Genomic DNA, 19,425 nt, shown 5'->3' with positions numbered 1-19,425 from the left:
CCGTGGCGGAGCCTCGCTCCGGCCGGCAGCTGCGCATCGCGGCGCACGGCTACGAGGCCGACATCGCGTCCGTCGGGGCGACCCTGCGCGCGCTGCGGTTCGAGGGGCGTGATCTCGTCGTGCCGTTCGACGCCGACGAGGTGCGGCCAGGGTACCGCGGCGCGACGCTGGCGCCATGGCCGAACCGCATCGTCGACGGACGGTACTCCTTCGGAGGGGTCGAGCACCGGCTGCCGCTCACCGAGCCGGAGCGCGGCCAGGCGCTGCACGGGCTGGTTGCGTGGAGCGAGTTCGCCGATCGGACCGTGGATCAGGATCGCGTCGTGCTGGCCACGACCATCGAACCCCAGACGGGCTATCCGTTCCGCGTCGAGGTCGAGGTGGAGTACCGCCTCGGCGCCGACGGGCTCACGCAGACCGTGACCGGGCGCAACCTCGGCGTCGACGCGGCGCCGTGGGGGACCGGTCCGCACCCGTATCTGGTGGCGGAGCCGGCCCCGATCGCGGATGCCGCGGGAGGAACGGGATCCGCTGTGCCGCCCGTCGACGGCTGGACCCTGCTGCTGCCCGCCGCGGCGGTGCTCACCGTCACACCGGATCGGCTCAGTCCGGTCGCCCTGGAATCGGTCGAGGCGTACCCGGACTGGGACTTCCGCACACCGCGCCGGATCGGGGCCACGTTCATCGATCACGCGTTCACGGCGCTGTCGCAGACGGGCGGATCCACGACGGTCGAGCTGCGCGCCGGTGAGCGCGGCGTCGCCCTCACCTGGGATGCGGCCTGCCCGTGGGTGCAGATCCACACCGCGGACACCCCGGACGATCACGCCACGCACCGGCGCGGACTCGCGGTCGAGCCGATGACCTGCGCGCCCGATGCGTTCAACTCCGGTGCCGGCCTCGTGGTGCTGGAACCCGGTGCGGCGCATGCCGCGAGCTGGCGGATCCACGCGCTGTAGCCGACGCGTCATCGCGACGTGCGCGGTGCCGGAGTTCACCGAGAGCGGGGCAGTTCTGCCCATCGATCTGGGTCGGGCCGCTCGCTAGTCTGAACCCATGGCCACAGAGGGGGAACCGCCGCAGGGCGGACATGAGCTCGATTTCGGAACCGGGTCGCAGGATCCGACTCCGCCACCGCCGGCGGCGGCAGACGGCGAGACGGTGGACACCGCATCCGTGCCTCCGGTCGCTCCGGAGCAGTCGCATCCCGCACCGGAGCAGGCCTTCCCGCCGCCTGGTCAGCCCGTGCCGGCACAGCCGGGAGCGGAGCAGGGCCCGCCGTACGGCGCGCAGCCGGATCAGCCGTACGTGGGGCAGCCGGATCAGTCGTACGGCGCACAGCCAGGCCAGCCGTACGGCGCGCAGACCGATCAGCCGTACGCGGGGCAGCCAGGTCAGCCCTATGGTGCACAACCCGGACAGCCGTATCCCGGGCAGCCCGCGCAGCCGTACGGGGCGCAGCCCGGGCAGGCATACCCCGGCCAGCCGTACGGTGCGCAGCCGGGCCAGCAGTATCCCAGCCAGCCGGGCCAGCAGTACCCGGGCCAGCCCTATCCAGGCCAGCCGGGCCAGCCGGGCCAGCCCTATGGTGGACAGCCCTATGGCGCGCAGTCCGGTCAGCCCTACCCGGGCCAGGCCGGCGGTGCGCAGCCGCCGAAGAAGTCGTCGAAGGGCTTGCTCTGGGGCCTGATCGGTGGCGGTGTCGCCGTGCTCATCATCGCGATCCTGGTCGTCGCCCTGCTCGTGGTGCCGGCTCTCACCCGCTCCTCGGTGACGGCGGCAGACACGGTGAAGGCGTACCTGACGGCCGTCTCCAAGAGTGACGCGAAGGCCGCGCTCGGCTATCTCGAGAGCGTCCCCGACAAGAAGCTGCTCACCGACTCGGTGCTGAAGGCCTCCGACAAGCTCGGTGGCCTCAGCCACATCTCGGTGCAGAAGGGCGGCGAGAGCAAGTACGCCGCCACCGTCCCGGCGACGTTCGAGGTGGGCGGGCGCACCGTGTCGACGACGTACGAGGTGTACAAGGACAAGGACACCTGGAAGATCGCGAACGGCGTGACGCCGATCTCGCTGGACAGCCTGCGCGGCCTGGATGCGACATTCAACGGCGTTCCCACGGCCGAGATCAGCAACGCATATGTCTTCCCCGGCACCTACGAGATCGCGATGGACTCGAAGTACTTCTCGATCGATGGCGACTCGACCTTCGCCATCGCGTCGTCCGATGACGCCTCGGCGTTGTACGACGTGCACACGAAGCTCAACGATGCCGGCGTCACCGAGTTCCGTTCGCTCGTGCGCACGGCCGTCGAGGCGTGCGTGGCGATGAAGACCCTGGCGACGCCGTGCGGCATGGACATCACCGCGATCGACCTCTCCGGGGCGAGCCCGGTAGAGGGCACGGTCACCCGCACGCTCACCGCGGACGGCAGTGCGAAACTCGATGCCCTGCAACCGGAGAGCGGTGGATCCACGCCGACGGTCGTCTCTGCATACGACTACATCAGCGTCGACATGAGTCTGCAGGGCAGTGACGGCCAGACGTACACCGTCACGTTCGGCGGATCCCTGGACACCCCGACGGTGGACTTCGGGAAGGCCGATCCCCAGGTCACCTGGGAGCAATGAGCGACTGACTCCACCCGCACACGAGGGAACCCCCGCCGACCCGATTCGGCGGGGGTTCTGCGGTTCGTGACCGCGTGGGCGCCCGAGCAGGAATTGCCGGGCGCATCCCGTGGCGCGGGGAGACGAGCACCCGATCCGGTCAGCGTCTGCGGCCCGCGCACGATCCGTTGTACGGGCCGAAGGTGACCGGCAGGTGAACTCGGCGCCAGGTGTCGATGAATTACATGGGAGACCTCCTAATTACATGGGTGACCATGTAATCTGGATCCAGCGTCGACGACGACGCAGAACCAGGAGCACACGATGGTCCGCGACATCACTCACTTCATCGGAGGATCCGAAGTCCCCGGCAACTCGGGACGCTGGGGGGAGGTCTTCGATCCCTCGACCGGTGCCGTGCAGGCGCGGGTTCCGCTCGCGAGCGCGGACGAGGTGCGTGCGGCGATCGCGAACGCCGAGGCCGCTCAGCCCGCGTGGGCGGAGACCAACCCGCAGAAGAGAGCGCGTGTGCTCATGCGCTTCCTCGAGCTGATCCGCGATGAGATGGACGACCTGGCCGCCCTGCTCTCCAGCGAGCACGGCAAGACGCTGGACGATGCCAAGGGCGACATCCAGCGCGGCGTCGAGGTGATCGAGTTCTGCGTCGGCGCTCCGCACCTGCTCAAGGGGGAGTACTCCACCGGCGTCGGCACCGGTATCGACGTGTACTCGCTGCGCCAGCCGCTCGGCGTGGTCGCCGGTATCACCCCGTTCAACTTCCCCGCGATGATCCCGCTCTGGCAGATGGGCCCGGCGATCGCCGCCGGCAACGCGTTCATCCTCAAGCCCAGCGAACGCGACCCCTCGGTGCCCGTCCGGATCGCCGAACTGTTCCTGAAGGCGGGCCTGCCGGCGGGGATCCTCAATGTCGTGCACGGCGACAAGGAGGCCGTCGACGTGCTGCTCACCGACGAGCGGGTGCGCGCGATCGGCTTCGTCGGATCCACTCCGATCGCGGAGTACATCTACACGACCGCGAACGCGCACGGCAAGCGCGCACAGTGTTTCGGCGGGGCGAAGAACCACCTCGTGGTCATGCCCGACGCCGACCTGGAGCAGGCCGCCGACGCCCTCATCGGCGCCGGCTACGGCTCGGCGGGGGAGCGATGCATGGCGATCTCGGTCGCGGTGCCGGTCGGGGAGGAGACTGCGGACGCGCTCGCCGCAAAGCTCGCCGAGCGCGTGGCCGCGCTCAAGGTTGGCCCCTCGCTCGAGCCCGGCATGGACTACGGCCCGCTCGTGAACCGCGCGGCCGTCGAGCGCGTGACCGACTACATCCAGCAGGGCATCGATGCCGGTGCCGAGCTGCTCGCCGACGGTCGGGGCTTCGCCGTGGACGGTCACGAGGAGGGGTTCTACCTCGGCCCGACGCTGTTCGACCGCGTCACGACGGACATGTCGATCTACCGGGAGGAGATCTTCGGACCGGTGCTCGTGATCGCCCGCGCGGCGGACTACGAGGAAGCCCTGCGGATGGCGTCCGAGCACGAGTTCGGCAACGGCGTGGGCATCTTCACTCGCGACGGCGACGCGGCTCGCGACTTCGTGGCCCGGGTGAACGTCGGCATGGTCGGAGTGAACGTGCCGATCCCCGTGCCGATCGCCTACTTCACCTTCGGTGGATGGAAGCGCAGCGGCTTCGGCGACCTCAACCAGCACGGTGCCGACGCCTTCCGCTTCTACACGAAGACCAAGACCGTGACGAGCCGCTGGCCCGCCGCCGGCGTCCGCGAAGGCGCCAGCTTCGTCATCCCCACGATGCACTGATCCTTTCTGGTCGTTGAGCGAGGACGCGAAGCGACCGAGACGAAACGCCGCCCACAAGGAGCAACCACATGACCACCGTCGCCACCCCGATCACGATGACCAGCGAAGAGCGCGCCGCCATCCTCGGCGCCGTGCGCGAGTTCGCCGAGGCCGAGCTCGCCCCGTTCGCCGCCGAGCGCGACGAGAAGCACCTCTTCCCCCGCGAGACCCTGCGCGCGGCGGGCGAGCTGGGCCTCGGCGGCATCTACGTGCGCGAGGAGTCCGGGGGCACCGGGCTCGAGCGCGTCGACACCGTCGCGATCTTCGAGGAGCTCGCCAAGGGCGACCCGACGATCGCCGCCTACATCTCCATCCACAACATGGTCGTCTGGATGATCGACAGCTATGCGACCGACGCACAGCTCGCGCGCTGGATGCCCGAGCTCACCACGATGCAGGGACTGGGCAGCTACTGCCTCACCGAGCCGGGAGCAGGATCCGACGCCGCGGCGCTCGCGACGAGTGCGACCCGCGAAGGCGATGAGTACGTGCTCACCGGTGTGAAGCAGTTCATCTCCGGCGCCGGCGAGGCCGCCGTCTACATCGTGATGGCCCGCACCGGAGCCCCGGGAGCACGCGGCATCTCCGCCTTCCTGGTTCCAGGCGACGCGGAGGGTCTCAGCTTCGGGGCGCCGGAGAAGAAGATGGGTTGGCATGCGCAGCCCACCCGCCAGGTGATCCTGGACGGCGTGCGGGTCCCGGCGACGAACATGCTCGGATCCGAGGGGCAGGGCTTCGCGATTGCGATGAGCGCGCTGAACGGCGGCCGCCTCAACATTGCGGCCTGCTCGATCGGCGGTGCGCAGTGGGCGCTGGATCGCGCCGTGCAGTACGTGCACGAGCGTGAGGCATTCGGCGAGCCCCTTGCCGAGAAGCAGTCCATCCTGTTCGCCGTCGCCGACATGCGCACGGATCTGCAGGCGGCACGGCTCATGGTGCGCGACGGTGCGCAGGCCGTGGACGAGAAGGCACCGGATGCCACCATGCGCTGCGCGATGGCCAAGCGTTTCGCGACCGACGCCGGCTTCGATGTGGCCAACAGGGCCCTTCAGCTGCACGGCGGGTACGGGTACCTTCAGGATTACGGGATCGAGAGGGTCGTCCGTGATCTGCGGGTGCATCAGATCCTGGAAGGGACGAACGAGATCATGAGACTCATCGTCGGACGCGAGATGCTGCGCCCCTCCGGATCCGCCTCCATGCGTCAGGGCCTCCAGCGCAGCGGCGAGAACACGCAGATGCAGGTGGCGTCATGACGCGGATCGCGTTCCTCGGCCTCGGCCATATGGGTCTGCCCATGGCGAAGAACCTGCTCGCCGCCGGGCACGAGGTGATCGGCTTCGACGTGGTGCCCGCCGCGGTCGACGCCGCCGCAGCCGCGGGCTTGCCGGTCGCGCAGTTCGGCGTGGACGCGGTCGCCGGCGCCGAGGTCGTCATCACGATGTTCCCGGCGGGCAAACACGTGATCGCCGCGTACGAGAACGAACTGCTGGGCGCCGCCGACCCCGGCACGCTTTTCATCGAGAGCTCGACGATCGCCGTCGACGAGGCGCGCGTCGCGCATGCCCTCGCGATCGAGGCCGGGCACCGCAACATCGACGCCCCCGTGTCGGGCGGCGTCGTGGGGGCCGAGAACGGCACGCTCGCCTTCATGGTGGGCGGATCCGACGAGGACTTCGCCGCGGCGCTGCCGCTGCTCGAGGCCATGGGCAAGCGCATCGTGCACTGCGGCGGGCCCGGGCTCGGGCAGGCCGCGAAGGTGTGCAACAACATGATCCTCGGCATCTCCCAGATCGCCGTGGCCGAGGCGTTCGTGCTCGGCGAGCGGCTGGGCCTCGAGCATCAGGCCCTGTTCGACGTGGTGTCGCAGGCGTCGGGCCAGTGCTGGTCGATGACGACGAACTGCCCCGTGCCCGGCCCGGTGCCGACAAGCCCCGCCAACCGCGACTACCAGCCCGGATTCGCGGGAGCGCTCATGGCGAAGGACCTGGGGCTCGCGCTGCAGGCGATCGAGGGCACGGGCACGGACGCGCAGATGGGCCGGCTCGCGCAGCAGATCTACGCGACGTTCGCGGCCGGTCCCGGTGCCGCCCGCGACTTCTCCGGGATCATCACCGACATCCGCGACGCGTCCTGAGCCGCCCCGTTCCCTGACCGCGAGACTCCATCTGGGCGACGAGACTGCCACGATTCGGGCGCAGTCTCGTCGCTCAAATGGAGTCTCGCGGATCCTCTCCCCCCGCTCGGACGAGAGGGACACCCTCCGTTCACCGACATCGGAGATACTGGAAGCGCCACGAAGGTGCGGCGAAAGGATGACCATGGCCACGAGCGAGTACGAGACGATCCTCACGGAGCAGCGCGGACGGGTCGGCTGGATCACCCTGAACCGGCCGCAGGCACTCAACGCGCTGAACTCGCAGGTCGCCGAGGAGGTCACCGCCGCCGCCACCGCCTTCGACGCGGACGAGGGCATCGGTGCGATCGTCGTGACGGGATCCGAGAAGGCCTTCGCCGCGGGCGCCGACATCAAGGAGATGGAGGGGATGTCCGCGGCCGAGATCACTGCGACCGACCACTTCGGCGTGTGGCGCGACTTCGCCGCCGTGCGCACTCCGGTCATCGCCGCCGTGTCCGGCTTCGCTCTCGGTGGGGGATGCGAGCTTGCGATGATGTGCGACATCATCCTCGCCGCGGACAACGCCAAGTTCGGCCAGCCCGAGGTGAACCTCGGGGTGATCCCCGGCATGGGCGGCACGCAGCGACTCATCCGCGCGGTCGGCTACTTCAAGGCCGCCGAGCTCGTGCTGTCCGGGCGGATCATGGGTGCCGAGGAGGCCGAGCGCGCGGGCCTGGTGTCGCGCGTGGTTCCGACGGCCGAGCTGCTCGCCGAGGCGTCGACGCTCGCCGAGACGATCGCGTCGAAGTCGCTGCCGTCGATTCTCGCCGCGAAGGCGACGCTCGACGCCGCCATGGAGACCACGCTCGCGGTCGGACTCGACATCGAGCGCGAGGCCTTCGCCTCCCTGTTCGACACGGTCGACCAGAAGGAGGGCATGGCCGCCTTCCGTGAGAAGCGACCGCCCCAGTTCGTGAATCGGTGATCGACATGGCCGACATCCGCTCCCTCGGATCCTTCCCGGATCCGTCCGGCGATGATGCAACCGGGCGTGACCGGGACGACTCCAACGTGGTGCCCCTCTTCGCGGACGGCGCACTGCCCGACTCCGACGATCTGCGGCTGTCGGAGGACGACCGACGAGAGCTGGTCGGCTGGACGATCGCCTGCGCCGAGCGGCTGCTGCCGCTGTTCCAGGCCGAGCGTCCCGACGACGACCGCCCCCGGGAGGCGCTCGCCGCCGCAGAGGCGTTCCTGCGCGGCGAGCTCGACATCGACGCCGTGCGGGAGAAGGCGTTCGCCTGCCACGAGGCGGCGCGGCAGGCGCAGGATCCGAGTGCCGTCGCCGCTGCGCGCGTCTGCGGGCAGGCGGTGGCCGTCGCGCACCTCGCCGGACACAGCCGTCAGGTGCCGCGGCACACGGCCCGGGCATTCCCCGGCGACCGCTCCCGCCGCGACGAGGAGCTCGCCTGGCAGCGGATGAACATCCCGGCCCGCTTCGACGCCTACGTGTACGACGGCGACTGAGTCGGCCGCCCGGCAGCGCCGGCGGCGGTCAGGATCCGTGACCGCGGGTCAATCCTCGGAGACGACGACTGTCACCTCGATGTTCCCGCGGGTCGCATTCGAGTACGGGCAGACCTGGTGCGCGGCGTCGGCGAGAGCCTGGGCCTGGGCCTGCTCGAGCCCGGGGAGGACGACCTCGAGGCGCACCGCGAGCTGATAGCCGCCCTGGCCGTTCGGGCCGATCTGCACGCGGCCGGCGACGGAGGAATCGGCGATCGACACCTTCTGCGCACGGGCCACGGAATGGAGCGCGGAGTGGAAGCACGCGCTGTATCCGGCGGCGAAGAGCTGCTCGGGGTTGGCGCCGTCGCCGGAGCCGCCCATCTCGCGGGGGATCGCCAGGTCCAGCTCGACGCGGCGGTCGGTCGTGACGACGCGGCCGTTGCGGCCGGCTCCGGTTGCGATGGCTTCGGCGGTGTAGAGGACGTCCATGGGTGATCTCCTTCGGATCGATGTGGGGGTGGTCGAATGGGTCACGGCTGCGGCGCGCGGCCGGCGGCGACGGCGTGCATGGATGACGAGATCGTGTGCAGTCTGCGGATGAGGTCTTCGGCGCTCGTGCGATCGGGGAGGGCGAATCCCTCGGCGATCTGCCGCGGGATCTCGCGGAGCTCCTCGCGCAGTCGAAGGCCGTGAGCGGTCAAGCCGATCGAGACGACCCGCTCATCGGGGGAGCGTCGTTCGCGCTCGATCAGATCGTTGCTCTCCATGCGGCGCAGAAGAGGCGACAGCGTGCCGGAGTCGAGCTGCAGGCGATCGCCGAGCGACGAGACCGTCTGCTCGCCGTCCAGCCACAGGGTCACGAGCACCAGGTACTGCGGATAGGTGAGGCCCCACGGTTCGAGCAGGACGCGATAGGCCTGGGTCGTCGCGCGGGTCGCCGCGTAGAGCGCGAAGCACACCATCTCGTCGGTTGCAGCCATGCCGCAAGCATTGCACACAAGTTAGTTGTGCACAACTTAACTGGCCGCGCGTGCGGGATGGTCGCGCCGGCATCCGTGGACGACTCGTACGGTTCGCACCGTCGGCGAACGGGTTCGATCCCGCTTCGCCGGTTCGTTCGCTGGTCGCGAATTGCGGCTTTCAGCGCGGGAAGCCGCAATTCGCGACCACTGAACGGGCTGCGGGTGAGGGGTGCGGCTTCGGGGTTTGAGGAGCGGTCTTGGGGCGGGCGGACCCGCTGTCAGCTGCGCAGCTCGTCCAGGGCCTTGGCGATGCGGCGGTCGCGGGTCTCCTCCTGCTTGGCATCGGCGACGGAGAGTGCGATCTCCTTGCGACGGGTGAAGCTGAGTGCGTCGTAGGCGGCGGTCAGCCCGGCGTCGGTGAGGGCGGACGCCAGGGCCTCGGGCACGTCGACCGTGCGCTCGGCGACATCCGGCGTGATCACCGCGTCGAACTCTTCGTCGAGTTCGATGCCTATCGCGGCACGGTTCGCCTTGCTGAAGCCGATGAGGTTCTGTCCGCCCATCCGCGAGAGCCGCAGCCGCGCAGAGTTCCCGCCGATGGTCACCACGACGGGGAACGCCTTCGCCGAGCTGAGTTCGGCGACCTGTGCGTCGGTGAGCACGATCGCTCCCGCCGATCCCTTGGACATGAGGGTGGTACGGATCCGCAGTTCGGTCATGCGCGTCAGCCTACGGCGCGAGCGCCAGGGCGGCGAGGGTGTCGCCCCGCTGCTGGATGAGCCGGACCAGGTACCGCCTCATGACGAGCGCGTCGACGATCCGCCCGATCGGGCCGAACGGCGAGCGGAACACGATCTCGTCGCGCATGAGGGTCGCGTGCTCGCCGGGGCGTTCGGGAGTCCCCGGAGTCGGAGCGGGAGCCGGCTCGAAGGTGTGCCGGTGCCGGAACTCGGCGAACGGGCCGCGGATCTGCCGGTCCGAGAACGTGTGCGGCGCGTCCACGTCGAACACCAGCGAGGTCATCCGAAAGCGGATCCCGAAGTGCCGGGCGTCCCAGGTGACCGTGTCGCCCTCGGTCATCCGGCCGGAGCGCACGCCGTCGGCGATGCGCTCGTCGTGCGTCACCATCGAGTCGACGTGCACGCCGACGTCGAGGGAGAGGGCGAACACCCGCTCGACGGGTGCGGCGATCGTCCGCTCCAGGACGAACGATCCCATCAGAGCGGATCCGGCTGTGGACGCGGGTCCGCGAAGTCCCCGGCGGCCTTGCGCATCCGCGCCACGATCGCGACGAGATCCGCGCCGTCCTCGGGGGTGATCCCCGGATCTACGAACACCTCGTCGTTGAGCGCCGTCGTGGCCCGTTCGACGAGCTCGCGACCGGTCTCGGTGAGCTCCAGCAGGGCGGCGCGGCCGTCGTGCGGGTCGCGGTGCCTGGCAATGAGGCCGTCGCGGACCAGGCGGTCCGCCGTGCTGGAGACGCTCGTCGCATGCACCTGCAGACGCGCGACCACGCTCGACAGCGGCAGGGTGCCCGTGCGGCTGAAGGCGAGCAGTCGCAGCACCTCGTAGCGCGCGAAGGACAGTGCGAACGGTCGCAGAGTGGCATCCACCCGGGCGAGCAGCAGCTGCTGGGCCCGCATGACCGATGTGACCAGCGACATGCCGTCGGCGGCGTGGTCCCAGCCGTGCGCGAGCCACTGCCTCTTCGCCTCGGCGAGAGGGTCGACGGGCAGCGGATGCGGACGGGCCATTCCCCTACGTTACCGGGGCGGGAAACGGATCCTCGTCGGCTCGCTGGCACCCGAAAGGCGCCGTCGAGGGCGCGAAGGGCGGTGGCCACGGTCTCGGTGCGCCGTGTGGCGCGAGCGTGGCCGGCCTGTCTTGCCTGGTGAGACTGAATGTCACCGAGTGTGAGATCGAATTCCACAACTCTCGCCCGCTAGACTCGTCGCAAGCGCAAACGGAGGTTCGATGAAGATCTACGTCCTGGTGAAAGAGGTTCCCGATACGTACGGGGATCGCAAGCTCGACCTGGAGACGGGTCTGGCGGACCGCGGCGCGGGGGAGGTCGTGCTCGATGAGATCACCGAGCGCGCTCTCGAGGTCGCACTGAGCTACGCCGACGCGAACCCCGGGACCGAGGTCGTGGCGCTGTCGATGGCTCCCGAGTCGGCGACCGCATCGATCCGGCGGGCCCTCGCGATCGGTGCCGGATCCGCGGTGCACGTCGTCGACGCAGAGCTGCGCGGCGCTGACCTGGGCCTGACCGCGGCGGTGCTCGCGGCGGCGATCCGGCGCGGCGAGCCCGACCTGGTCATCACCGGAAATCTCTCCACGGATGGATCCGGGGGAGTGATCCCGGCGATGCTCGCCGAGCATCTCGGCTTCGCGCAGGCGACCGCGCTCAGTGCTGTGGCGATCGCGACCGACGCCGTGACGGGCACGCGCGCGACGGACTTCGGATCCCAGCAGGTGAGCGCGCCGCTGCCCGCCGTGATCTCGATCACCGAGGCGCTGCCCGACGCGCGCTTCCCCAACTTCAAGGGCATCATGGCGGCCAAGAAGAAGCCGCTGGAGGTGCTCTCGCTGGCCGACCTCGGTGTGAGCGCCGACCCGGCGGAGGCGCCGCAGACCATTCTCACAGCCGTGGCCGAGAAGCCGCCGCGCGCGGCAGGCGTGAAGATCACGGATGAGGGCGACGCGGCCGCGCAGCTCGTCGAGTTCCTCGCGCAGAACAGGCTGGTGTGATCATGGCGTACCCCTCCGACTCGATTCTTGTGCTCGTGGATGTGACTCCGGCGGGTGCGGCAGCGCCCTCGACCGCGGGCCTGCTCGGCGCTGCGGCGCAACTGGGTTCCCCGGTCGCGCTCGTGGCCGCTCCCGCCGGCACCGCGCAGGCGGCGGTGGACGCCGCCACCGCCGCCGGCGCGCAGGTGGTGCTGACTGCGGACGTCGATGCCGGATCCGTCACCGTCCCCGTGGTCGATGCGCTGCAGGCCGCGTACCGCGAGGTCGGCCCCGACGCGGTGCTCGTGTCGAACTCGATCGCCGGCCGCGACGCTGCGGCGCGGCTCGCCGTGCGCGAGCGCCTGGCGCTGTCCGTCGACGCGATCGGGGTCTCCCGCGACGACGAGGGCGTGGTGGCGCACCACTCGGTCTACGGCGGGGCGTTCCTCACCGACTCCGCGCCCACGTTCGGCGCCCCCGTGATCACGGTGCGTCAGGGCGCGATCGACGCGCGTGCGGAGGCCGTGGCCGATGCTCGTGTCGAGGCGCTCGCGGTGGAGCCGTCGGGAGCCCCGGCGGCCACGGGTGAGCCGATCGAGGCCGTCGAGGCGGTGTCGTCCCGGCCTGAGCTGCGCGGCGCCAAGGTCGTCGTCTCGGGTGGACGCGGGCTCGGATCCAAGGAGAACTTCTCCCTCGTCGAGGATCTGGCCGATGAGCTCGGCGGCGCGATCGGCGCCTCCCGCGCCGCGGTCGACGCCGGGTACATCCCTTATGCGCACCAGGTGGGCCAGACCGGCGTCTCGGTCTCGCCACAGCTGTACATCGCGCTCGGCATCTCCGGGGCGATCCAGCACCGTGCCGGCATGCAGACCGCCAAGACGATCGTCGCGATCAACAAGGATCCGGAATCGCCGATCTTCGACGTGGCGGACTTCGGCATCGTGGGCGATCTGTTCACGGTCGTGCCGCAGGTGATCGAACAGCTGCGCGCACGGAAGAAGTAGCGATGGCGACGTTGCGCAGGGGACTGCCCCGCACCCGTGGCGGCGAGGCCTGGCCTCCCGCCGGGGTTGCCGTCGCGGGCGCCCTCGGCACCGCCGCGCCCGGCGATGAGCGCGTCCTCGAGATGGATTCCGCTGCTCCGGGCCTCCCCGAAGCTGCGGAATCCATCTCCCTGGCGCACGGCGCGGCAGCGGGGATGGAAAACGCCGCTCCGAGGGCCGGAGAGGCAGCGGAATCCATCTCGGCGTCTGCAGATCCGGCGCGCGATGCCGGCGCCGGCGCGACAGCAGGCGGATCCACGCTCCGCCGGGGACTCCCGCGGGTGACCGGGGGCGACCCGTGGCCGCCCGCCGGTGCCCTGGCGGCGGGCGCCGCAGCGTCGAGTGGCGCGACGAACGCGTCTGTTCGGGCGACGCTCGATCGGGAGGACGATACTTGGGGTGCAGCGGGAGCTCCGCACACCCTTTCCCCGGCCGTCGCCCCGGCTGCGGCCACCGTCGGTCCCCCGGCGTCTGCCCTCGACGCCCCCTCGGCGATCTCGACCGCGGGCGCGTCTGCGACGGAATCCGGATCCGCCCTGCGCCGCGGATTGCCGCGCGTCGCCGGCGGGGAGCCGTGGCCCCCGGCAGGGACGGCTGTGGTGATCGGGAAAGTCGTCGAACCGGTGGCCACCCGCTCCCCGATGGAGGAGACCGCCGCCATCGCGACCGACCTCGTATCCGATGCGGCAGCGGCAGCGGCATCGGCACTGGCCACGGCACCGGCAGTGCCCACGGCCGCTGTCGCCACGCGCCCGGACGTGTCCGCGCCGCTGCCGTTCACCCGGACGGTCTGGAACGGCTCCGCCCCGCGCCACCTCGCGGCAGAGCCGGCGTCGAGGCCCCGCCCGACCTGGCCGCAGGCGATCGGCGGGCTGTTCGCTGCAGCGGGACTCGCCGTGCTCGCGGGCGCCGCGATCGCGATCGTGCGGGCGTTGTGCAGCCTGCCGTTCATGCAGGACTTCCTCACGACCTACCCGGGCGAGTACCACCTGCCCGCGGGCGCGCCCGTCGGCATCCCCGGCTGGATCGGCTGGCAGCACTTCTTCAACGTGTTCCTGATGACGCTGATCATCCGCTCCGGTCTGCGCGTGCGCAGCGAGAAGCGGCCGACCGCGTTCTGGACGCCACGCGGCAACCCGAAGGGCAAGATCAGCCTCACGCTGTGGTTCCACCAGGGTCTCGATCTGCTCTGGATCATCAACGGCGTGATCTTCGTGGTGCTGCTGTTCGTCACGGGGCAGTGGATGCGGATCGTGCCGACGAGCTGGGACGTGTTCCCGAACGCGCTCTCCGCCGCGCTCCAGTACGTCTCCTTCGACTGGCCGACCGAGAACGGCTGGGTGAACTACAACAGCCTGCAGCAGCTCGCCTACTTCACGATCGTGTTCCTCGCCGCACCCGTCGCGATCGCCACGGGGTTCCGGATGTCGGGGCTGTGGCCGAAGAAGGCGGAGGGCCTGTCGAAGGCGTATCCGATCGAGATCGCCCGCGCGGTGCACTTCCCGACGATGCTGTTCTTCACGGCGTTCATCGTGGTGCACGTGGCGCTCGTGCTGCTCACCGGCATGCTGCGGAACCTGAACCACATGTTCGCCGCGCAGGACGCGGTGACCTGGACCGGCTTCTGGGTGTTCGTGCTCTCGCTCGTCGTGATCGCCGGCGGGTGGGCCGCCGCCCGGCCGCTCGTGCTCGCCCCCATCGCGAAGATGTTCGGCCAGGTCTCAGGCCGCTGACCGGCAGCACCCGATGGAGCGTCGGGTCCGTCTTCATCCCCCTCGTGCGGCCGCATCCCAGAGGGGGTAAAGACGCTCAGAGGGGGTAAACGCGTTGACGGAGTACCCCGGGCAGTGCACCCCGCGGCGGCGCATGCCGGGCTCGGATCCGCATCGACGCCCCTCGCAGCATCGAGGCCCCCTCCGAGAAGCGATCCCCTGTGGGGGCGCGGATGCTCGGAGGGGGCCTCGACGCAGAGGCGCTGAGAGGAGTCAGCGCACGAAGCGGACTTCCTTGATGGTCTCGCCGAGGAACGGCTCCTGCTGCGACGCGCCGTCCAGGACGAAGCCGTTGCGCACGTAGAAGCGGTGCGCGCGGGGGTTGTCCTCGGCCACCCAGAGGTAGCTGTGCTCGCCGGCGGCCACGGCCGCCTCGAAGAGGCGCTGGCCGATGCCGGTGCCGTGCCAGGCGTCCAGCAGGTAGATGAAGTAGAGCTCGCGCTCGGCCGGCGGGTTCTCGTCACGGGCCGGGCCGGATCCGACGAAGCCCACGATCTCGCCGTCGACGAGCGCCGCGCTCATGCGGTACTCCTCGCCCTGGGAGGCCCAGTGCGTCCACAGTTCGGCGAGGCGCTTGGGCGAGACGGCCTCGAGCGTCGCGGTGCTGATCAGGTGGTCGTAGGTCTCGTGCCAGCACTTCGCGTGCACACGGCCGAGGGCTTCGGCATCGACATCGCGAACAGGCCGGACGGTGACGGTGGGAAGGGCTTCGGCGCTCATGTTCGTGACTCTACGCGCGCCGTGCGCTGAGGAGAAATCGGGCGTTACGGGCTCGTTTCGCCGCGTGACACGGTGTGCCGTGACTGTGCGGATCCGACAATCGATTCCTGGGATCCGTGCCGGATTCACTACGCTCCCGGTGTGAACGTGATCTGGCGCACCCTGCTCGTCATCCTCTCCGCCCGCCGGCGCTCCCGTCGGGGACAGGCCCTGGCGGCGACGGCCGTCGGGCGGATCCGTCTCACCACGCTGCCGACGGATCTGGACATCCTGCGGCACATGAACAACGGCCGGTATCTGTCGCTGTTCGACCTCGGCCGGTGGGACCTGCTGATCCGCACGGGTCTGTTCGACGCCATGAAGGAGCGCGGCTGGTACGCCGTGGTCTCGAGCGAGACGATCACCTTCCGCAAGTCGCTCGAACTGTGGCAGCGCTTCGACGTGGAGTCCCGGTTCATCGGACACGACGACAAGGCCCTGTTCATGGAGCACCGCGCGGTCGTCGACGGCGAGGTCTACGCCAAGGTGATCGTGCGCGCACGCATGCTGCGCCGCACCGGCGGAACGGTCTCGCACGAGGAGTTCTTCGGAGCCCTGGGCCGCCCGGAAGACGTGCCGGGCGTCGAGGACTGGATCCACGACTGGGCCGCAGCGTCCGCATTGCCTCCGACGAAGGCCCCGGCGCCGAGCGTCTGGGCGGACTGAGCGCTGCGACTCGAACCAGCGCACGAGGCCGGATCCTCCTCGCGAGGGCGGCGCGCTCGCACGCTAATCTGAGCGCGTGGGGGCGATACTTCGGACGACCGGCCGGGTGCTGTGGATGCGGTGGCCTGCGCTGCTGGCCTGGTATCTCGCGGGAATCCTCGTGCACTACGCGGTGAACGAGGTCGCCGGCGTCGTGGGCGCGTACACCTCGGTCGGCGGACTGCTGATCCTCCCGATCGCCGTGCTCGCGCGCCTCATCAGCCTGGTCGGGATGCTGCTCGTCATGCGCGACGGCCTGCGCGCGCTGCAGAGCGTCGCGCCGGTGCCCGAGACGGCCGCGGAACGGCGGCGCAGTTTCCTCACGGCTCTGCTGGCGAGCATCCTGCCCTTCTTCGCGGTGTACGCCGCGCAGGGCCTGCTGCGCGAGGACATCCAGGCCTACGGACTGCGCGCACTCGCGAAGAACACCGAGGAGATCGGGGCCACCCTCGGCACCGACCGCACCTTCGACCCGGGCGACAACGTGCTCGAGCTGTCGTTCAACGTCTGGACGGTGCTCGTCATCGTCGTGGCCTTCGCCGCGCGCTGGGCCTGGGGCCGCTGGGCGAACAGGCTCCCTCGGGTGCTGGCCCTGCTCGCCGTGTACTGCGAGGTCGTCTGGGTGTTCTTCTCCGTGCTGCTGCTGAAGGACATCACCGACGCCGTAACCGCCTGGATCGACACGCGTGCGGCCATGGCGTGGCTCGGAGAGGCGCGCGCGACGCTCGCAGGCTGGCTGCCTCCCCTCGTCTGGCTCGGGGACGGCGTCGGCTGGCTGATCGGCCAGGCGGGGCCGGTGCTCCTCGCGCCGCTGGCATGGCTCACGGTCGCCGGAGTCGTCTACGGGCAGGCGATCGTGGCGGAGAAGCTGCAGATCCAGCACAGGCTCATCACGCAGATGCATGAGCGCGTCGCGCGGGTGCCCAACCCGGTGATGCGGCGGCTGCGCGACCTCGGCGCCGAACTCGGTTCGCGCTTCCTCCCGATCTGGCGCGCGATCCTGCTGATGTGGCGCGCCGGGCCCCTCATCATCGCGTCGTATGCGCTGCTCCACACGGTCATCGTGGTGGCGCAATCGTGGCTGCGCTACGGGGTGAGCCGCTGGATCGGGCCGCACGACCTCGATCTCTTCTGGAACGTGTACTGGCCGGTGATCTTTCTCATCCCGCCGCTGATCATGGAGCCGATCCGCCTCGCCGTGGTGGCCGGCGCCTACGACACCACGTTCGGGATGCTGCGGCGCGCGCAGCAGGCGCGCACCGATGCGGCCGCGCCTACGACGGAGGACGAGGTCGACGCCGCGGCGATCACCGCCGCCGCGGGGGTGCTGCCCACGGCCGCTCCGCGCGAACCCGCGTCGTCGCGGACCACGGCGCTGCCGCCCGGCGCGCCGGTGCCACCGGCCGTGCCACCGGCCTGACCGGGGCCGCCACCGGACTCAGGGATCGATGCTGAAGCGCACGTACTTCGACTTCGCGGAGAGCGGCTCCACATCGACCCAGAACGGGCCCTCCACATCGTCCGGGACGACGTAGGGGAGGACCAGCTCGTAGCGCTCGGCCTTCTCGCCCTCGAGCGTCGGCACGCAGTCCTCGGGCTCGTCGTCGTTCCACAGCAGCCCGAGCTCGGTGCGCGCCGTCAGCCAGACCCGCCCCGTGCTCTTCTGGACCAGCTTGGGCGACCAGCATCCCGGACCCTTGTCGCCCGTCGGATCCACCGGAACGCCGACGAGGATGAGCTTCGCGTTCGGGGGCATGTCGAGTCCGGAGGTGTCGGCGACCTCCTTGAAGCGCACCGGACCCCAGGTCGCGCCCTGCAGCTCCACGGTGCCAGAATTCCCGGGCTCCACGGCCCAGACCGGCTGGCCCGAGCCGGGGAACGCGTGATCCCATTTCCACCAGCCGATGCCGAGCACCGTCGCCGGCAGCAGCACCACCAGCACGCCGAGGCTGAGGAGGTTGCTGCGCCACCAACCCCGCCGGACGGGGGTCGCGTCGTCCGTCATCGCGCCCACCCCTCCGGGTCGAGGGTGACCTCGTTCTGCATCGCGACCTGATCGAGATCGACCACGACCTCGATCACGCCGTCGGCGTCCGTGTCGTAGTCCACCGCGAACTCCAGGGTCGCGGTGCCCTCCAGGGACCCAGGGGGCACCTCGAAGGCGATGCTCCCGTGCCGCGGGACGCCGGTGATCAGCACCATGTTCCGGGCGCTCTCGCCGCGCTCCGTGGCGGAGTACGTGCGGTCGCCGAGGTGCAGGTTCGAGGTGGCCAGCGCTGCGCCGAACTGATCCACGACCGTGGCGGCATCGAGGTCGACGACGAGCCACGTGCCGTCCGCATGCCAGCGATCCCCGTCGGACACCGAGCGCGCTGCGCGGACGCGGGTGACCGTCACCGCCAGATTCCGGGTGGTCGCGCGCTCACCGACCGTCGTCGTGCTGACGAAGCTGTCGTAGGGCGCATCGTCAGGTTTCTGCACCTGGGTGAGCCCCCATGCCGCGACGACCAGGACGACCGATAGCGCCCAGACCCCTGCGATGTGCCAGCGATTCCGCGCCGGCGGGGTGGGGGGAGACGGTGGGACCACGGGTGAGGCGGGGAGCGGTGGAGCGGTCACGGCGTCGCCTCCTCCTCGGCCGGTACCTGGTCCACCGGGACCGTCGCGTATGCGCCCGTGCGGATGTCGGCCCAGTAGTCGCCGCGCGTGAAGAGCTGGCCGACGTAGTGCGTCGAGTCCGGCAGCACGACGCGGATCTCGTCGCCGCGGGCGACCTCGGCCTCATCCACCACCCAGGCGACCCGCACGCGGGTGCTGACACCTGGCTGGAGGTAGGAGACATTGCTGCCATCGACGACCCGGTTGGCATTGAAGCCCTGAAGGCTGACGTCCTTCACAGCGACCCCCTTGAGCGTGTCCTTCTCGGAGGTGCTGCGGGGCTTGTCGAACGTGTTCGTGACGTCGAGGACGACGACCAGCGTGCGCTGCCCCTCTGCCGGGTAGAGGTTCGTGCCACGCACCTCGCCGCCGATCGCCGCGCTGACGACCGACATGTCGAGGTCGGATCCGACATAGTGCTGACCGACCTGCAGCTCCGGCGGCGGCGCCTTCGGCACCTCCGCGAGCCCGCCGAAGGCCGCCGTGGAGGCGAGCAGGACGGCACCGGCGCCGCTGATCAGCCAGCCCGTCGGCAGGCGGTCCGCCATCTTCCGCGCCCACGCTGTGGCACGGGCCTCCGACGCCGCGCGCGTCGCGGCGTCCGCGACGGCCGGCGGCGCGGCCTCCGCCTCGTCCTCTTCCCCCACGAGCACAGCATATAGAGAGGCGCGGAGGGCGTGCCGCCCTGCCGTGGA

Annotated in this window: 21 protein-coding genes; 12 read left to right on the top strand and 9 right to left on the bottom strand. The window is 70.3% G+C overall.

What is annotated here, in order from left to right; translation table 11 throughout:
* Positions 1-2: 2 nt before the first annotated feature.
* The 7 genes from AC1DCT_RS08615 to AC1DCT_RS08585 all read left to right on the top strand — a co-directional run bounded on the left by AC1DCT_RS08615 (position 3) and on the right by AC1DCT_RS08585 (position 8,119).
* Positions 3-959 (top strand): aldose 1-epimerase family protein, encoded by a 957-nt coding sequence (locus AC1DCT_RS08615; protein ID WP_441976890.1) that lies wholly within the window; start codon positions 3-5, stop codon positions 957-959.
* A gap of 97 nt (positions 960-1,056) precedes the next feature.
* Complete coding sequence (locus tag AC1DCT_RS08610; protein ID WP_477428573.1) at positions 1,057-2,628, top strand: hypothetical protein; 1,572 nt, start codon at positions 1,057-1,059, stop codon at positions 2,626-2,628.
* Positions 2,629-2,931: 303 nt separating this feature from the next.
* Positions 2,932-4,434: a CoA-acylating methylmalonate-semialdehyde dehydrogenase gene (locus AC1DCT_RS08605; RefSeq protein WP_477428571.1), complete on the top strand. Its 1,503-nt coding sequence runs from the start codon at positions 2,932-2,934 to the stop codon at positions 4,432-4,434.
* 68 nt (positions 4,435-4,502) lie between these two features.
* Positions 4,503-5,729, top strand: a complete 1,227-nt coding sequence (locus AC1DCT_RS08600) for an acyl-CoA dehydrogenase family protein (protein WP_477428570.1) — start codon at positions 4,503-4,505, stop codon at positions 5,727-5,729.
* The gene (gene mmsB / locus AC1DCT_RS08595; protein WP_477428568.1) at positions 5,726-6,610 is read left to right on the top strand and encodes a 3-hydroxyisobutyrate dehydrogenase; all 885 of its coding nucleotides are present in this window, start codon (positions 5,726-5,728) and stop codon (positions 6,608-6,610) included. The genes AC1DCT_RS08600 and mmsB overlap by 4 nt, the downstream gene beginning before the upstream one ends.
* Before the next feature lie 184 nt (positions 6,611-6,794).
* A complete protein-coding gene (locus tag AC1DCT_RS08590) occupies positions 6,795-7,577 on the top strand; it encodes an enoyl-CoA hydratase-related protein (protein WP_477230306.1) in 783 nt (260 codons plus the stop codon).
* A 5-nt stretch (positions 7,578-7,582) separates the two neighbouring features.
* Positions 7,583-8,119: a putative immunity protein gene (locus AC1DCT_RS08585; RefSeq protein ID WP_477230307.1), complete on the top strand. Its 537-nt coding sequence runs from the start codon at positions 7,583-7,585 to the stop codon at positions 8,117-8,119.
* Positions 8,120-8,167: 48 nt separating this feature from the next.
* Here the strand turns inward: AC1DCT_RS08585 and AC1DCT_RS08580 are convergent, their stop codons facing one another.
* The 5 genes from AC1DCT_RS08580 to AC1DCT_RS08560 all read right to left on the bottom strand — a co-directional run bounded on the left by AC1DCT_RS08580 (position 8,168) and on the right by AC1DCT_RS08560 (position 10,817).
* Positions 8,168-8,590 carry an organic hydroperoxide resistance protein gene (locus AC1DCT_RS08580; RefSeq protein WP_440734221.1) on the bottom strand — a complete coding sequence of 141 codons (423 nt, stop codon included), beginning with the start codon at positions 8,588-8,590 and terminating at the stop codon, positions 8,168-8,170.
* Between the two features lie 41 nt (positions 8,591-8,631).
* Entirely contained in the window at positions 8,632-9,081 is a 450-nt protein-coding gene (locus AC1DCT_RS08575) for a MarR family winged helix-turn-helix transcriptional regulator (protein WP_441976883.1), read from the bottom strand.
* Between the two features lie 260 nt (positions 9,082-9,341).
* Positions 9,342-9,782 carry a YdeI/OmpD-associated family protein gene (locus tag AC1DCT_RS08570; RefSeq protein ID WP_477428567.1) on the bottom strand — a complete coding sequence of 147 codons (441 nt, stop codon included), beginning with the start codon at positions 9,780-9,782 and terminating at the stop codon, positions 9,342-9,344.
* Between the two features lie 10 nt (positions 9,783-9,792).
* Entirely contained in the window at positions 9,793-10,281 is a 489-nt protein-coding gene (locus AC1DCT_RS08565; RefSeq protein WP_477230310.1) for an SRPBCC family protein, read from the bottom strand.
* A complete protein-coding gene (locus AC1DCT_RS08560; protein ID WP_477230311.1) occupies positions 10,281-10,817 on the bottom strand; it encodes a MarR family winged helix-turn-helix transcriptional regulator in 537 nt (178 codons plus the stop codon). The genes AC1DCT_RS08565 and AC1DCT_RS08560 overlap by 1 nt, the downstream gene beginning before the upstream one ends.
* 220 nt (positions 10,818-11,037) lie before the next feature.
* On the opposite strand from AC1DCT_RS08560, the gene AC1DCT_RS08555 reads away from it, so the two are divergent.
* The 3 genes from AC1DCT_RS08555 to AC1DCT_RS08545 are packed head-to-tail and all read left to right on the top strand — an operon-like array spanning position 11,038 to position 14,569.
* Entirely contained in the window at positions 11,038-11,814 is a 777-nt protein-coding gene (locus tag AC1DCT_RS08555) for an electron transfer flavoprotein subunit beta/FixA family protein (protein WP_477428565.1), read from the top strand.
* A gap of 2 nt (positions 11,815-11,816) precedes the next feature.
* Positions 11,817-12,797, top strand: coding sequence for an electron transfer flavoprotein subunit alpha/FixB family protein (locus AC1DCT_RS08550; protein WP_441976879.1), 981 nt, complete (start codon positions 11,817-11,819; stop codon positions 12,795-12,797).
* Positions 12,798-12,799: 2 nt separating this feature from the next.
* Positions 12,800-14,569 carry a cytochrome b/b6 domain-containing protein gene (locus AC1DCT_RS08545; RefSeq protein ID WP_477428563.1) on the top strand — a complete coding sequence of 590 codons (1,770 nt, stop codon included), beginning with the start codon at positions 12,800-12,802 and terminating at the stop codon, positions 14,567-14,569.
* A 252-nt stretch (positions 14,570-14,821) separates the two neighbouring features.
* Here AC1DCT_RS08545 and AC1DCT_RS08540 read toward each other — a convergent pair whose 3' ends face one another.
* The gene (locus tag AC1DCT_RS08540; protein WP_440734213.1) at positions 14,822-15,328 is read right to left on the bottom strand and encodes a GNAT family N-acetyltransferase; all 507 of its coding nucleotides are present in this window, start codon (positions 15,326-15,328) and stop codon (positions 14,822-14,824) included.
* A 141-nt stretch (positions 15,329-15,469) separates the two neighbouring features.
* Between AC1DCT_RS08540 and AC1DCT_RS08535 the strand changes: the two genes are divergently transcribed.
* Positions 15,470-16,033 (top strand): acyl-CoA thioesterase, encoded by a 564-nt coding sequence (locus AC1DCT_RS08535; RefSeq protein ID WP_477230314.1) that lies wholly within the window; start codon positions 15,470-15,472, stop codon positions 16,031-16,033.
* Positions 16,034-16,109: 76 nt separating this feature from the next.
* Complete coding sequence (locus tag AC1DCT_RS08530; protein ID WP_441976876.1) at positions 16,110-17,492, top strand: hypothetical protein; 1,383 nt, start codon at positions 16,110-16,112, stop codon at positions 17,490-17,492.
* 18 nt (positions 17,493-17,510) lie between these two features.
* Here AC1DCT_RS08530 and AC1DCT_RS08525 read toward each other — a convergent pair whose 3' ends face one another.
* The 3 genes from AC1DCT_RS08525 to AC1DCT_RS08515 are packed head-to-tail and all read right to left on the bottom strand — an operon-like array spanning position 17,511 to position 19,377.
* Positions 17,511-18,077 carry a hypothetical protein gene (locus AC1DCT_RS08525; protein ID WP_477428561.1) on the bottom strand — a complete coding sequence of 189 codons (567 nt, stop codon included), beginning with the start codon at positions 18,075-18,077 and terminating at the stop codon, positions 17,511-17,513.
* Positions 18,074-18,691 carry a DUF4352 domain-containing protein gene (locus AC1DCT_RS08520; RefSeq protein WP_477428560.1) on the bottom strand — a complete coding sequence of 206 codons (618 nt, stop codon included), beginning with the start codon at positions 18,689-18,691 and terminating at the stop codon, positions 18,074-18,076. The genes AC1DCT_RS08525 and AC1DCT_RS08520 overlap by 4 nt, the downstream gene beginning before the upstream one ends.
* Complete coding sequence (locus AC1DCT_RS08515) at positions 18,688-19,377, bottom strand: hypothetical protein (protein ID WP_477428558.1); 690 nt, start codon at positions 19,375-19,377, stop codon at positions 18,688-18,690. The genes AC1DCT_RS08520 and AC1DCT_RS08515 overlap by 4 nt, the downstream gene beginning before the upstream one ends.
* Positions 19,378-19,425: the final 48 nt, after the last annotated feature.

The organism is Microbacterium sp. 10L49 (assembly GCF_056395125.1).
This window is presented reverse-complemented; position numbering and strand designations above follow the sequence as displayed.

What these genes read in the sequence shown, in the direction of transcription:
- AC1DCT_RS08610 (WP_477428573.1), top strand. Translation starts at nt 1,057, where the DNA reads ATGGCCACAGAGGGGGAACCGCCGCAGGGCGGACATGAGCTCGATTTC.
- AC1DCT_RS08605 (WP_477428571.1), top strand. Translation starts at nt 2,932, where the DNA reads ATGGTCCGCGACATCACTCACTTCATCGGAGGATCCGAAGTCCCCGGC.
- AC1DCT_RS08600 (WP_477428570.1), top strand. Translation starts at nt 4,503, where the DNA reads ATGACCACCGTCGCCACCCCGATCACGATGACCAGCGAAGAGCGCGCC.
- mmsB (WP_477428568.1), top strand. Translation starts at nt 5,726, where the DNA reads ATGACGCGGATCGCGTTCCTCGGCCTCGGCCATATGGGTCTGCCCATG.
- AC1DCT_RS08590 (WP_477230306.1), top strand. Translation starts at nt 6,795, where the DNA reads ATGGCCACGAGCGAGTACGAGACGATCCTCACGGAGCAGCGCGGACGG.
- AC1DCT_RS08585 (WP_477230307.1), top strand. Translation starts at nt 7,583, where the DNA reads ATGGCCGACATCCGCTCCCTCGGATCCTTCCCGGATCCGTCCGGCGAT.
- AC1DCT_RS08580 (WP_440734221.1), bottom strand. Translation starts at nt 8,590, where the DNA reads ATGGACGTCCTCTACACCGCCGAAGCCATCGCAACCGGAGCCGGCCGC.
- AC1DCT_RS08575 (WP_441976883.1), bottom strand. Translation starts at nt 9,081, where the DNA reads ATGGCTGCAACCGACGAGATGGTGTGCTTCGCGCTCTACGCGGCGACC.
- AC1DCT_RS08570 (WP_477428567.1), bottom strand. Translation starts at nt 9,782, where the DNA reads ATGACCGAACTGCGGATCCGTACCACCCTCATGTCCAAGGGATCGGCG.
- AC1DCT_RS08565 (WP_477230310.1), bottom strand. Translation starts at nt 10,281, where the DNA reads ATGGGATCGTTCGTCCTGGAGCGGACGATCGCCGCACCCGTCGAGCGG.
- AC1DCT_RS08560 (WP_477230311.1), bottom strand. Translation starts at nt 10,817, where the DNA reads ATGGCCCGTCCGCATCCGCTGCCCGTCGACCCTCTCGCCGAGGCGAAG.
- AC1DCT_RS08555 (WP_477428565.1), top strand. Translation starts at nt 11,038, where the DNA reads ATGAAGATCTACGTCCTGGTGAAAGAGGTTCCCGATACGTACGGGGAT.
- AC1DCT_RS08550 (WP_441976879.1), top strand. Translation starts at nt 11,817, where the DNA reads ATGGCGTACCCCTCCGACTCGATTCTTGTGCTCGTGGATGTGACTCCG.
- AC1DCT_RS08545 (WP_477428563.1), top strand. Translation starts at nt 12,800, where the DNA reads ATGGCGACGTTGCGCAGGGGACTGCCCCGCACCCGTGGCGGCGAGGCC.
- AC1DCT_RS08540 (WP_440734213.1), bottom strand. Translation starts at nt 15,328, where the DNA reads ATGAGCGCCGAAGCCCTTCCCACCGTCACCGTCCGGCCTGTTCGCGAT.
- AC1DCT_RS08525 (WP_477428561.1), bottom strand. Translation starts at nt 18,077, where the DNA reads ATGACGGACGACGCGACCCCCGTCCGGCGGGGTTGGTGGCGCAGCAAC.